Source organism: Veillonella tobetsuensis, assembly GCF_001078375.1.
GTDB lineage: Bacteria > Bacillota > Negativicutes > Veillonellales > Veillonellaceae > Veillonella > Veillonella tobetsuensis.
The window spans coordinates 82,166-95,799 of sequence record NZ_BBXI01000009.1 but is presented as its reverse complement, the minus strand read 5'-3'; the positions used below and the strand labels follow the sequence as shown (position 1 = coordinate 95,799).

General features: G+C 35.5%; 13 protein-coding genes. 2 read left to right on the top strand and 11 right to left on the bottom strand.

What is annotated here, in order from left to right; genetic code table 11:
- Positions 1 to 185 precede the first annotated feature (185 nt).
- A complete protein-coding gene (locus VEI_RS03220; protein WP_059361885.1) occupies positions 186 to 1,139 on the top strand; it encodes a nitronate monooxygenase in 954 nt (317 codons plus the stop codon).
- A gap of 11 nt (positions 1,140 to 1,150) precedes the next feature.
- The gene (locus VEI_RS03215) at positions 1,151 to 1,699 is read left to right on the top strand and encodes a gamma carbonic anhydrase family protein (RefSeq protein WP_059361884.1); all 549 of its coding nucleotides are present in this window, start codon (positions 1,151 to 1,153) and stop codon (positions 1,697 to 1,699) included.
- A gap of 135 nt (positions 1,700 to 1,834) precedes the next feature.
- Here the strand turns inward: VEI_RS03215 and VEI_RS10055 are convergent, their stop codons facing one another.
- From VEI_RS10055 to VEI_RS03165, 11 genes are all read right to left on the bottom strand, one after another.
- Positions 1,835 to 2,029 (bottom strand): hypothetical protein, encoded by a 195-nt coding sequence (locus tag VEI_RS10055; protein ID WP_071824883.1) that lies wholly within the window; start codon positions 2,027 to 2,029, stop codon positions 1,835 to 1,837.
- A gap of 10 nt (positions 2,030 to 2,039) precedes the next feature.
- Positions 2,040 to 2,537 carry an anaerobic ribonucleoside-triphosphate reductase activating protein gene (gene nrdG / locus VEI_RS03210; protein WP_059361883.1) on the bottom strand — a complete coding sequence of 166 codons (498 nt, stop codon included), beginning with the start codon at positions 2,535 to 2,537 and terminating at the stop codon, positions 2,040 to 2,042.
- A gap of 128 nt (positions 2,538 to 2,665) precedes the next feature.
- Positions 2,666 to 4,816, bottom strand: a complete 2,151-nt coding sequence (gene nrdD, locus VEI_RS03205; protein WP_059361882.1) for an anaerobic ribonucleoside-triphosphate reductase — start codon at positions 4,814 to 4,816, stop codon at positions 2,666 to 2,668.
- 244 nt (positions 4,817 to 5,060) lie between these two features.
- Positions 5,061 to 5,858, bottom strand: coding sequence for a CpsB/CapC family capsule biosynthesis tyrosine phosphatase (locus VEI_RS03200; protein WP_059362591.1), 798 nt, complete (start codon positions 5,856 to 5,858; stop codon positions 5,061 to 5,063).
- A gap of 271 nt (positions 5,859 to 6,129) precedes the next feature.
- Entirely contained in the window at positions 6,130 to 6,579 is a 450-nt protein-coding gene (locus VEI_RS03195) for a VanZ family protein (protein ID WP_059361881.1), read from the bottom strand.
- A gap of 15 nt (positions 6,580 to 6,594) precedes the next feature.
- On the bottom strand, positions 6,595 to 7,761 hold the full coding sequence (locus VEI_RS03190; RefSeq protein WP_059361880.1) for a nucleotide sugar dehydrogenase: 1,167 nt from the start codon (positions 7,759 to 7,761) through the stop codon (positions 6,595 to 6,597).
- A complete protein-coding gene (locus VEI_RS03185; RefSeq protein ID WP_059361879.1) occupies positions 7,762 to 8,856 on the bottom strand; it encodes a GDP-mannose 4,6-dehydratase in 1,095 nt (364 codons plus the stop codon).
- 15 nt (positions 8,857 to 8,871) lie between these two features.
- Positions 8,872 to 10,323: a lipopolysaccharide biosynthesis protein gene (locus VEI_RS03180; RefSeq protein WP_059361878.1), complete on the bottom strand. Its 1,452-nt coding sequence runs from the start codon at positions 10,321 to 10,323 to the stop codon at positions 8,872 to 8,874.
- Between the two features lie 16 nt (positions 10,324 to 10,339).
- Positions 10,340 to 11,509, bottom strand: coding sequence for a CapA family protein (locus VEI_RS03175; RefSeq protein ID WP_223209316.1), 1,170 nt, complete (start codon positions 11,507 to 11,509; stop codon positions 10,340 to 10,342).
- The gene (locus VEI_RS03170) at positions 11,457 to 12,389 is read right to left on the bottom strand and encodes an ATP-grasp fold amidoligase family protein (protein WP_059361876.1); all 933 of its coding nucleotides are present in this window, start codon (positions 12,387 to 12,389) and stop codon (positions 11,457 to 11,459) included. Before VEI_RS03170 ends, VEI_RS03175 begins: the two co-directional genes overlap by 53 nt.
- A complete protein-coding gene (locus VEI_RS03165) occupies positions 12,343 to 13,614 on the bottom strand; it encodes an O-antigen ligase family protein (RefSeq protein WP_059361875.1) in 1,272 nt (423 codons plus the stop codon). The genes VEI_RS03170 and VEI_RS03165 overlap by 47 nt, the downstream gene beginning before the upstream one ends.
- Positions 13,615 to 13,634: the final 20 nt, after the last annotated feature.

Below are 13,634 nucleotides of genomic sequence, written 5' to 3'. Positions count from 1 at the left end.
ATTATAATGACATTTATGTCGATATTTACTAGTTTTACAATTACTTCTATTAATGAAATCTATTATCAATTAAACTTTTATGATATACTAGTATCATAATTTCATGGTAGTATAGTTTAATTTATATACCATAATTTAGATTTTAATTTGTATATAATGATATATAATTATTTATAGGAGGTTACATGAAAACGAAATTAACTGAATTACTAAATATTGAATACCCTATCATTCAAGGTGCAATGGCTTGGGTTTCTGAAGCTACACTAGTAGCTGCTGTTGCAAATGCTGGTGCAACAGGTGTTATCGCATTAGGCGGTCGCGATGCAGATTGGACTCGTAATGAAATCCGAGCTTGCAAAGAATTAACAGATAAGCCATTCGGTGTTAATTTAATGCTTATGGCGCCAAACAAGGATGAGTTAGTAGATGTTATCATCGAAGAAAAACCTGCTTTTGTTACATTAGGTGCTGGTAACCCTACTCCATATATCAAACCATTCCAAGAAGCAGGCATCAAAGTTATTCCTGTTGTTCCTTCCTTGAAATTGGCAAAACGTATCCAAGATGCTGGTGCCGATGCAATCGTCGTAGAAGGCATGGAGGCTGGTGGACATATCGGATCGCAAACAACAATGTCCTTGATGGAAAATATTTTACCAGAAATTGATATTCCTGTTGTAGTAGCTGGTTCCATCGTTGATGGTCGAGGCTTAGCAGCAGCTTTACTCATGGGTGCGGAAGGCGTTCAAATGGGTTCCCGTTTCTTACTCGCTGAAGAGTGTAAAGCCCATCAAAATATGAAAGAAGCTATTATCAAAGCTACTGATACCGACTCCGTTGTAACAGGCCTCCTCTCTGGTCATGGTGGCGTTCGTAGCTTGCGCAGTGACTTTACAGATCGGTATATTGCAGCTGAAACAGATGGTGTTACAACAAAAGAAGAACGTAGTAAAATGTCTCAAGGTACAAATAAATTAGCTGCTATCGATGGCGATGTAGTTAATGGTGCTGTACAAGTAGGTCAAGCACTCAATAGACTTAATGCCATTGAACCAGCTCAAGCAATTGTACACTCTGTTATCAATGAAGCTATCATGGCTATTCGTAAAGCACAACGTTTTATTGAAGTAATTTAATAGGAGGTTCTATGTTACCATTTCATGGAAAATATCCAAAATTAGATCCAAAATCTTGTGTCATGCCTGGGGCTGAACTTGCAGGCGATGTAGAGCTTAAAGAGTTTGCATCTATTTGGCAAAACTGTGCTCTTCGTGGCGATGTTAATAAAATCATTGTAGGTCGTTATTCTAATGTACAAGATAACTCCGTGCTTCACGTTGACGATGATAAAGCCTGTGTTCTTGGCGACTATGTAACAATTGGTCATGGTGCTATTGTTCATGCTTCTACATTAGAAGATAATGTTCTAGTTGGTATGGGTGCTATCGTGTTAAGCGGTTGTCATATTGGTACTGGTTCCATCATTGCAGCGGGCGCTGTGCTAAAAGAAAATACAACAATACCTCCATACTCTTTGGTCGTTGGTATTCCAGCTCGCATAGTACGTACTGATGAATCTCAAGTTGAAAGAATTCATAACCAAGCATTGAAATATAAACACTTATGGACTGTTGAATATGGCATGTTGCCAGATTGCGGTGGCGAAGAATACGATAAAAACGCGAAAATTGTATAGCTACAATGTAAAAAATAAGGTTTTCTATAAATAGAGCCTTCACACGCAAAATAGCGACTAGTTGATTATAGGATATCAACTAGTCGCTATTTCTTTATTATCAGAATATCGTCCGATATAGTATACAGTTTTGTTTTATAATTGGAATCTTGCTTTTACAATCTGCTGAGTTATCAAAGCAGCCCCCATAGCCAAGGACAAACCATCTGACGTGGAATAGGCATACATAAAATGCTGGATATAATGTAACAAATGGGTATAAAAAGAACCGATTAAGCCCGCCACCAGGCCAACGATTATTATTAAACCAAGTAAACGTTTATCTAACATACTCTCTGTATCACTCCATAGCCAGTACTACTTCACCCTGTTTCAACGAAGATTGTACATCAATAATTCGTTGATTAGAAGAGCCTCTAAATCGTAAGGATGGATCTTTTAACTCATCTACAAATCGACCATCAACAAGAATATCAATTTGTTCAACTAGGTTTCGACGAGAAGGATTTAATATAAGGTCATCCCAAACATAGCCAGAGTAAGCCCAGATAGGTTTCTCAGGCGCTGCTTCACGCACTGCTTTCACTATGGCTAGCATACCATCTACATTTTGAAATGGTTCACCGCCTAACAAGGTAAGGCCAGCACAATTAGGATCTTTTACATAAGACACAACTAGCTGTGTTTCTTTATCAGTCCATTCTTGACCAGCATTAAAATCCTGATATTCTTCATTAAAACAATTATAACAACAATGGGTACAACCAGTTACAAAGATTGATGTCCGTATCCCTTCCCCATTGGCAATATCATATTGTCGAATCTGTCCATATCTCATAATGACCCCCATATCTTAGCTATGATTAATTTTGACTGAATCAAACATATAGATATATTTCAATTTATCATTTACATAGTAAAAGCTGTGCCATTGGCACAGCTTTTACCATTACTATTTTAATGCAATTAAATGTGCATTACCCGATCTTTAATTTCTTTTGTACGACCTTCATTCCAGAAGTTTTCACCAAGGTAACCACAAGTACGGCGAATAACTGTTAGTTTATCTCGATTTGTATTATGACAACGTGGGCATTCCCATTGATTGTCTGCGTTAACCTTGATTTCACCATTAAAGCCACATTCGTGACAATAGTCAGATTTCGTATTGAACTCAGCATAAGAAATATTATTATAAATATATTGAATCATCGTCAATACAGCTGGAATATTGTTTGACATATTAGGAATTTCTGCATAAGAAATACAGCCACCAGTTGATTTCTTTTGGAACTCAGATTCAAAGGCAAATTTATCAAACACATTGATTTCTTCACGAACGCTAACATGATAACTATTTGTATAGTAACCTTTATCTGTTACATCTTCGATGATACCAAAACGTGCACGATCCAACGATGAGAAACGATTTGTCAAGCTTTCAGCCGGCGTACCATAAAGACCAAAGCCTAAATTATGTTTTTCACGCCATTCATAGATAGCTTGGTTTAAACGATCCATGATTTTCATGGCAAATACGCGACCATGCTCGCCTGTATTAGATTCACCCGTAATCAAACGACACGCTTCGTAAATACCAATGTAACCAAGTGAAATTGTAGCATAACCACCAGTCAAGAATGGAGCGATTTTTTCACCCTTTTTAAGACGTGCAATAGCACCATGTTGCCAATGGATTGGAGACACATCACTCACTACATCTTTTAATAAATTGTAACGAAGCATTAATGCCTTTTCAGCTAATTCGAGACGTTTGTCTAAAATTTCAAAATACTTTTCTTCACTACCACGAGCTAAGATACCGATTTGTGGTAAATTTAAACTTACTACGCCCATATTGAATCGGCCATCAAATTTATAATTACCTTGTTCATCTTGCCATGGAGATAGGAACGAACGACAGCCCATAGGACTGAATACATTACCTTCATAATTTTCCTTCATTTTTTTAGCGGAAATATAATCAGGGTACATGCGTTTAGCTGTACATTGAGCAGCTAGCTCTGTTAAATAGTAATAAGGGCTATTAGGTGTTACATTATGTTCATCAAGCACATAAATAAGTTTTGGGAATGCTGGTGTAATATACACATCAGCCTCATTTTTAACACCTTTAATGCGTTGACGTAAAATTTCCTCTGTAATTAAAGCCGCTTCTTTTGCGTACTCATAATCTGGTTGGAAATACATGAATAGTGTAACAAATGGAGATTGTCCATTCGTAGTCATCAATGTATTAATTTGATATTGAATGGTTTGAATACCGTCTTTTACCTCTTTACGAGTACGTTTCCATGCGATTTCACGAGCCTTTTCCATATTAGGCTCCATACCGTAAATTTCAACTTGTTCTTCAATAACGTTATTGAGAATCTTTTCATATGATTTACGTACAAATGGTGCCAAAATACGATCGATACCATTAATACTTTGACCGCCATATTGACCAGATGCTACTTGTGCAATAATTTGAGTCGTTACCGTACATGCTACCTGGAATGATTTTGGTGTATCGATTCGTTTACCATTGATAACAGTGCCATTAGTTAACATGTCTTCTAAATTGATTAGACAGCAGTTAAACATTGGTTGAATGATGTAGTCCATATCATGGAAATGAATAGCACCACTATCATGAGCCTCAAGGATATCTGTAGGAATCAATTTACGACGAGCAATATCCTTGGACACTTCACCAGCAATTAAATCGCGTTGTGTAGATACAATAGCAGCATCCTTATTAGAGTTTTCATCAAGAACATTTACATTGCTACGATCTAATAAACCAATTACATCTTCATCAGTTGTATTTTGACGGCGTTTGAAAGCTTGTACCGCTTTATAACCTTCATATGCACGAGCTGTTGCAGGATTATTATATTCAATTAACTTATAATATACTTGATCTTCAATCGCATAGATTGTCATATCCTTTTGAAGTTTTATAGCATATGCTTCAATTTCATCAGCAATGCGCTCAGCTAAGCCAGATTCATATAACCCCGTACTACTATGTTCTGCCTTTTCAATAGCTATTGCAATTTTATGTTTATCAAAAGGTACCTTTGTACCATCTCGTTTAATGACCTGCAACATCTCGGAACCTCCCCGTTTACCATACTCCGAATTAATTAATGTCATTACATACAAAAAAGTATGGAAAAACCATACTTATCTATATTATTAATACGAGAAATCTAGAAATTAACATAGAATTTCATATTTCTTTCTGCTTTCACAGTATACTATATATAGTGTTCATTTGCAATAAAAAATACAATATCATGTAAAAAAAAAGTTTTTCGTTATACTAAAATAGCATAACAAAAAACTCTTTATTTTATAAAGCAAATGATAAAAGACGAGTCCAAAAATTAGGTCTTTGTCCAATCCAATGTTCTGGTACGGCAGGATAAAAAACTCGGTCTGCTAGTAAATCACGCTCATTTAATCGTACATCGCTAAGCAAATCTTTTTTATACTCTGTATCAAGCTTAGAAATGGCTTCTACATAACTTTCATAATGATTAGGTATCGCATCATAACCAGTGCCAAAGAAATGTATTAAACCATTTGTATACAAATCTAATGCACGTTTATAGTGCTCAGAGTGGTGTTGGAAGGATGTAATATTACATTCGAATAAAATTCCTTTATCAACCCATTGCAATAGGCGTTCTGGTTGATTAAAGAATAAACTGTTACATTCAACTTCACTAATAATCGGCGTAATCCCTAGGTCACATAATTCTTGTAACCACGCATCTACATGATAAACTTTACAGTTCTCAGGAACAGTAACCAACATAAAATGACTGTTTCCTAGTGCAAGAGATTCTCTATGATTGCTAATATATGCAAGCATATTGTCACTTAGCTCGACAACAGCACCTTTATGTAGAGTAACATTAATATTTTGTTCATTCACGATATGTACCATTTTTTCCACATCAGTTGATAGTGTTTCAAGGATACTATATAAATTGTGAGTATTTACCTTTGGCGTACAGAAAATATCAGTAATACCAGACGCAACTAACCCCTTAATCATTTGTACAGATTCAGCCATAGTTTGAGGACCTTTCCCCTCCTCTATGCCTGGCAAAATATGTGTTTGTAAATCTAATATGCGTTTCATGTTCTTCCCCATTTTAATCATTATATCGCCCCTTACCTCGATATAATTCTCTCAACCATTAAATTCATTTTGTATTCATATTATATCAATCTTTCTATGTCTTGAAAAGTACCTATACCTAAACTTTTGATAATATTTGATTGTTTCAAATTAAAGGTTAATTTATATTTTCATTTAAATTTCACAAAAAAAAGACTTCTATGAAAAATCATAAAAGTCTTTTTTATCATATTTAAATATCTAAAAATATAAATATAGAAATCTTATAGTTCTAAGATTTATGACTGAAAGAGCGATAGATAGATAGTATTAGCTGAACAATTACTACACCAATAATAACACCAGCAGTATCAATTGCTACATCGCGAATTGATGCATTTCTACCTACACTAGTCAACTGTAAGCATTCATCGAGCCCTGCTATAGCAAGACCAATAGCAATTACCTTAAGACCAGCATATTCTCGATTAAATTGATGAAGCGCAATATACAAACAGCCTCCGAGTACGGAAAATTCAAAGACATGGGCCATCTTGCGCACAATGCGATTTAGGGACCACACATCACCTGTGAATCCAAATTTATAAAGTAATGGACTTAACCATTGAGTTATTCTAAGACTAAAACCATCTGAGGAAACATCATTTTGTAATGAATTATCCCATATAAAAAGAATAACGAGAATAACTAAAGCAAAGCTTATCCAATGTTTTTTTAACATCTATTCTCCTCACCACTAATCTCGATCAAAGATATCTCTAGTGTATACTTTATCCTTTACATCTGCCAATGCTTCATCCCATCGATTAGCCACAATTACATCACTAACTCGTTTGAAATCTTCAAAATTTCTAATCACAGGCGAATGGAAGAAGTCTTCAGCTTCTAGGGTTGGCTCATAAACAACAACGGCAATACCCTTTGCCTTGATGCGCTTCATGATACCTTGTACTGCAGAAGCTCTAAAATTGTCAGAATTAGTCTTCATTGTCAATCGATAAATACCTACAATCTTTGGTTGTTTCGCAATAATAGCATCCGCAATATGATCTTTTCTAGTCCGATTAGCATCAACAATAGCAGAAATGAGATTTTGTGGTACATCATTGTAATTTGCTAATAACTGTTTTGTATCCTTTGGTAAACAATACCCACCATAACCAAAAGACGGATTATTATAAAAATCACCAATACGTGGATCTAAACATACGCCATGAATAATCTCACTTGTATTTAACCCCCGTACTTCTGCATAAGAATCTAGTTCATTAAAGTAGGCTACACGCAATGCTAAATATGTGTTAGCAAAGAGCTTAATCGCCTCAGCCTCTGTAGAGCCGGTAAAACACTGAGGTACATCTTCTTTAAGGGCCCCTTCTGCTAATAATCTTGCAAAGGTACGAGCTCGTTCAGAATCTTCCCCAACCACAATACGAGAAGGATATAAATTATCATATAAAGCTTTACCTTCACGCAAAAATTCTGGGGAGAAAATAATATTATTAGTATTAAAACGTTCTCTCATTTGCTCTGTATAACCTACAGGAACCGTTGATTTAACAATCATAACCGCATCAGGATTAATATCCAATACGGTTTTAATGACTGATTCAACTGATGATGTATCAAAAAAATTCTTTTGCGGATCATAGTTTGTGGGGGTAGAAATAATTATATAATCGGCCCCCAGAAAAGCATCTTTTGGATCTAAAGTGGCACGGAAATTTAAAGATTTATTCTTTAAATAATCTGCTAATTCCGCATCTACAATAGGTGATTCCTTGTGATTAATCATTTCAACCTTTTCAGGAATGATATCTAGAGCTACTACCTCATTGTGTTGTGCTAGTAATACACCATTCGAAAGGCCCACATAGCCTGTACCAGCTATTGCTATTTTCATTTATTTACCACCCTTCATGTAAAAATCTTTATACCATATCGCAAAGCGTCTTAAACCTTCACGAAGTGTTGTACTTGGTTTAAATCCAAAATCGGCTTCTAATGCCGATGTATCTGCATAGGTAATCGGTACATCGCCCGGTTGCATCGCTACAAGCTCCTTATGGCGTTCCATATTAAAGTCTGGTGGCAGAACACCGGCTGATACTAATTCTTCTCCTAAAATTGTTACAAAGTCTAATAAATTTTCAGGGCTATTATTGCCAATATTATAAATTGCATATGGTGGCACTGGTAATCCATCAGCGCCATTTCTTCGCTCTGGAGCCACTTGCATAACCTTATAAATACCTTCAACAATATCATCTATATAAGTGAAATCACGCTTACAATTCCCATAGTTGAAAATCTTAATAACGTCTCCCTTGCGCAAGGTATTAGTAAAACCAAAGTACGCCATATCTGGACGCCCTGCTGGACCATAGACAGTAAAGAAGCGCAAACCTGTACTCGGTATGTTATACAACTTAGCATAGGAATAGGCTAATAACTCGTTAGATTTCTTTGTAGCCGCATATAGGGATACAGGATTATCTACTTGATCTTCAGTGGAATAGGGGATTTTTTTATTAGCCCCATATACGGAAGATGATGATGCATACACGAGATGCTCTACCCCTTTTGTACCGTTATCATAAGAATGACGACAACATTCCAATATATTATAAAATCCTATAATATTGGACTCTATATAGGCATCAGGATTAGTAATAGAATATCGTACACCAGCCTGTGCCGCTAAGTTTACAACTATTTCCGGTTTATATTCCTCAAAAATAGATTCTAAAAATGCTTTATCTGCGATATTGCCCTTTTTAAAGGTCCATTGATTATCATGTTTATCATCTGACTCAATCTGTTGTAAGCGATAATCTTTTAAACTTACATCATAATAGTCATTGACAGAGTCAACACCTATGATATGACTTGCTTGAGCTGTTTTAAACAACCACATAACAAGATTGGCACCGACAAATCCGGCCGCACCTGTAACGAGAATGACTTTATTATGTAATGATACATTTTGTGAAAGCATAATCTGTCCTTTCCTTTAAGAGCGTTTTAATCGTAATAAGACGCTCTCCCATATTTTAGTAAGTATAATTCTCTCCGTTGGAAATAGATACAACACAACAAGATACAAAATAAGACTGATACATATACAGAAAATCGTCCAAATCATACTATTATGTAAATGTAATAAAACATATGAGCCAGTGCCCATTACAGCGGAAGCAATGATATAGGATTTAATATTTCGAATGACAAGCCATGCATTCATACCAACATATATGGCTAATAGATAAAGAAGTACAGCAATCATCTGTACACGCACAATAGAACGAGCATATACAAAGGTTGTAAAGTCATATTGCACGCATACATATATAACAGGTATTAATACGAATAGATGTGCCATTTGTGCGAGAAATGAAATATTAGGCATCCCCTTCGCACGGAATGCTTCGGATATTAAATAGGATATTGCCGTTACTAGGGACGAACTTAAAGCCCAAGATCCTAACACGATGCCAGCTAGTTTCCATTGTGGCCCTAACAAAATTTCTACAATAAAATCTTGGTATACAAACATCCCCACACCCAAAGGTACGAGGAATAAAGCCATGTATCTTTGAAAGGTTAAAAATGTTTTTTCAAATTCTACCTGATTATGTTGATGTCGTGATAAGGCAGAAAATAATACAGGTGCCATTGAAGATGTGGCAATAGCCATTACAGTTGTTACTATAGCTGTCGGCATCTTGTACAGGCCAAGATAATATGCATCTAAAAAATGACTAATAATAAAGGTATCTACCCAAGCAGTAAGCCAGATAGAAAAAGCTTCTGCTAAGGACCAAGCACTAAAGCTGAACATTTTTCGAAACACAGTACTCGAAAAATAGATAGATATCAACTTTTCTTGTCGAACACATAGTGCAATAGCTGTAAATAAATGCGCTGCCAATAATCCGGCAATTAAGGACCAGTAATCAAACCCGGCTAAAGCCATTGGTATAGATATGAACAAAGGTGTAATGATTGTAATCATACGGATACTTAAGAGGAATTTAAAATTAAAGCTCCTTCTATACATGGCCATTTGTATACTGCTAAATGCACCTAACGGCAACATGGCCCCCATTACAGCCAATGGAAATCCTAATCCTTCATTTCCAACTAATATTGCTAGTTCATCACGCCAAATAATAATGATAAGCCACAATACAATCGCCAAAACTATATTCGAGATAAAAGCGACACTTACATTCTTCTGCTTTTCATCTTCACTTTCAAATTCATATTGCACAAGAAATTTTTGAAAACCTGCATCGGCTAGCATCTCTGCAAAGGAGATGACCATCATAATGGTCGCTAAAATACCAAATGCTGTAGGTGCCAATATATGTGCCAATATGATATTTGTAACCGGTGTAATAAGCTTTGCTAAGACCTCTGTTATGAGTGACCACTTAGCAGCAGCTACAACTTTAGTATCCATAGAGATTCAAATCCCTTTACTTATGATTTATATTCTTTAAGCCTTGTAAAAATAATTCATAATGAGCTTCACAGGTCAGATAATTTTGTATGGCTAAATAACTTGTTTTACCTAATAATAAGCGAGCTAACTTGCGATTACATAAAAGATTAAGTGCTTTCACAACCCAAGAGCGACCTAAGAATTCTCGCAAATAGCGATTAATGTGCTCATCAGCAAAATACTTATAGCTTTCATATACAAAATGAGGATTCTTAATATCCTCGCTTAATTGATTGTACATTTTTATAACAAGCTGAGCATGTTCCTTAGTTGCTAAAGTAATCCCTACCTCTGTACGAGTAATAGGAATTTCATTGATATGGACACCATCTTGATCAATATTAATTTCTACGACCAATGAATCAGCAACTATATCATGTAAATTATTAAAATATTCTGTTTGGAATACGAAACTACCTTGCCCATAGATAATCGTACCAGCCTCGTAGTCTTCTCGAGCACCAATGCAGTGACTATGTTGACAAAGAACTAGGGAAGCTCCTTTTTCAATAAACTTGCGACAATAGCGTTGCAACATTGGTGAAGGATAGCGGTAAAACTCCTTCCCACCATGGTAAATAACAATCACATAATCGCATTGTTCTTTAAGGGTTTGTACATGGTCAAAACTTTCTAATACATCGAAAGGATTAGCCCCTGCACGATGTACACTAGCACTAGAAAACTCATTTTCTGTGCACATATAGATGCCCAGCCGTATCCCATCTTTTGTAAATATGTAAGGCTGTTTCGCCTCATTTACATTGCCACCAGCACCACTATATGCAATATTAGATTGAGTTAACACCTGCATTGTAGATTGCAGACCTTCATAGCCTTGATCGTAGGAATGATTATTTGCCAATCCTAATAATAAGGATGGTATAGCTTTAAATCCATTAATTGTTTTTGTAGGAGACTTTAAATTATGTCCAAATTTGTCAATTGATGTATCGTTGTCTGTAAGAGGGGCCTCCAAATTAAATACATTTAAATCAGCCTCACATAACATGCTATATAATTGCGTTCCAATTATAGAGTGCATATCACCGTTTTCAAATAATATGCGATTTATATCTGTAGGGACAAAATCAGCTCCGATGTATATTTTCAAGATGTAACCACTCTCCCATTTTGTAATCATACTCAATTGGTTCCATCTTTATAAATCCTGCGCCAGGGTATAGTGTTAGTTCTCCGATGTATAGGCGATCATTCACATCATAAAAATCCACCCGTAAAAAAGGAAATTCTTTAGATAACTGTTTACTTAAAGCAATCATCTCCTCATAATGAGGCGGCTTTTTAAAGTCCTTATTAGAAGGTTCATAATGAGGAACAGAAATATTCATAAATTCCCAGTTTTCATCATAGTAATCCATCCGCGTCCCGGTTTCAGAAAAACGTTCAGAACAAACAACAGTTATTTTGGGTTCACCATGAAAACAGTAGATTTTATAGTCTAATAGGTCGTCACTGCCTAATTCATCTATGTATTCTTCAGCAATAATACGTCGAGGCACATCCTTATAAGGCCATTCTCGAGCTATCAGATAAAAATCACGCTTTAAAGACTTATTTATAATGTTTCGTGCTTCTTCTTTATTAAATGTAGATTTGTCCTTACAGATTACAATGCCTCCACTATCATGGGTACATTTCAATACAAACTGATTTGGCAATGCATCAAAATCAATATCATTAAAAGAATTCCACACTCCCAAGGTGGGAATGATATATTTTGAGTCTATCCTATCTGCTAAATAGTGTTTCGCCGCATGCTTATCCACCATAGTAATATATTCTGGTTGACGATCATGTAGTTTCATCCATTGCATTTTTTCATTAAATGTCTTAGGGTTGTCCAAATCTAATGGATAGCCTTGATATTTCTGAAATATTTTACGCAAAAACTCCTCATCATTTAAAGAATCATAAAAACCCAGCTTTATCATCGTCTTAAGCCGATAATACGGATCACGAACGAACTTCTTTCCTTTGCTCAATATTGTTTGTATATTCATCTAATGCCCCCCTTTTAGCACGTAAAATTTGTACTTCCATATAAAATAGCATCATGTAAAAGTAGGTACTTTTGCTTTCATAAGAAACCAAACCCATATCCATAACTAATTGAGACATAAGCAGAATAAATACCATTACATATTCATTGCTGTGTAAATCATGATAGCGCAACATGTTATATACGAGATACACATACATCGAATAATACGTTACAACTCCGATAATGCCGGTACCAGCCAATAACTCAATGTAGTTATTATGGAGATAATAGTTTTCTATTCCAAATATAGAATATGTATAAACGGAAGGATTATGAATCCCTACACCTATGAGAGGAGACTGATGAAATAAATCCCATCCAATATCTACTAACATCAAACGGACAATAGTTGATGAATCGCCTCCAGTCCCAGTGAAAGCTTCAACCATAGAGCTCATCCGCTCAAGTATTTCACTAAACATAGGTAATTGTAAAATCCCTATAAAACCTACAATTAATACGGTTAAGTAAGTCACCAATTTAGCTAAGGAATTAACAATATTTGTACTGCGAAAGCTTTTAAATACAAAAAGTAAAGCTACCCCAACTACAACAAACACCAATGCTTTTCGACTGCCAGTAGCTGCTAATATTCCTAATGTTGGTAATGCTATAATGTTCCACCACCGTGGCTTGTCATACATCATGTAGTACACAGTCATAACGATGGCATTTGCCCCTAATAAGCCAACAGTATTTGCATTCAAAGCTTCATTTGCAATTCGTGTAGACGAAGATAATACATTGATAAAATAATCTAGCCCGTAATAATATACCGTATAAAAACAGACGATATACCCTGCCCACATACCAATTTTTAACAGTGAATCCACTGATTTTTCTCGCTGAAAGCACATATACAAAACAATGAGCATACAAAATATTTTTACAATATCAAAGCTTCTACTCAGTGCTACCGATGAATCAAGTGCATCAATTGAGCTAACATAACAAACGCCTATGAATAGTAGCATATACATATGCATCCAATTAAAAGACAGTGTAATACGTCCCTGTTCTCTAATGAGGTAGCATAAAATTAGGCCAAATAAACATACGAATAATACATAGGCACCATAGTTAGCTTCACCGAGGGCAAATGATATGGTTAATGAAAGTACAAGAAATATTAATGTTATAAACCATATAAGACGATTAGATATGGCCGTAATATTTAATTTCAATACTGTCCCTCTTCTCTCTA

Coding starts and splice junctions, on each gene's coding strand:
- VEI_RS03170 (WP_059361876.1), bottom strand. CDS start 12,389: ATGAATATACAAACAATATTGAGCAAAGGAAAGAAGTTCGTTCGTGAT.
- nrdD (WP_059361882.1), bottom strand. CDS start 4,816: ATGTTGCAGGTCATTAAACGAGATGGTACAAAGGTACCTTTTGATAAA.
- nrdG (WP_059361883.1), bottom strand. CDS start 2,537: ATGAGATATGGACAGATTCGACAATATGATATTGCCAATGGGGAAGGG.
- VEI_RS03200 (WP_059362591.1), bottom strand. CDS start 5,858: ATGAAACGCATATTAGATTTACAAACACATATTTTGCCAGGCATAGAG.
- VEI_RS03190 (WP_059361880.1), bottom strand. CDS start 7,761: ATGAAAATAGCAATAGCTGGTACAGGCTATGTGGGCCTTTCGAATGGT.
- VEI_RS03195 (WP_059361881.1), bottom strand. CDS start 6,579: ATGTTAAAAAAACATTGGATAAGCTTTGCTTTAGTTATTCTCGTTATT.
- VEI_RS03180 (WP_059361878.1), bottom strand. CDS start 10,323: ATGGATACTAAAGTTGTAGCTGCTGCTAAGTGGTCACTCATAACAGAG.
- VEI_RS03175 (WP_223209316.1), bottom strand. CDS start 11,509: ATGATTACAAAATGGGAGAGTGGTTACATCTTGAAAATATACATCGGA.
- VEI_RS03185 (WP_059361879.1), bottom strand. CDS start 8,856: ATGCTTTCACAAAATGTATCATTACATAATAAAGTCATTCTCGTTACA.
- VEI_RS03215 (WP_059361884.1), top strand. CDS start 1,151: ATGTTACCATTTCATGGAAAATATCCAAAATTAGATCCAAAATCTTGT.
- VEI_RS03220 (WP_059361885.1), top strand. CDS start 186: ATGAAAACGAAATTAACTGAATTACTAAATATTGAATACCCTATCATT.
- VEI_RS10055 (WP_071824883.1), bottom strand. CDS start 2,029: ATGTTAGATAAACGTTTACTTGGTTTAATAATAATCGTTGGCCTGGTG.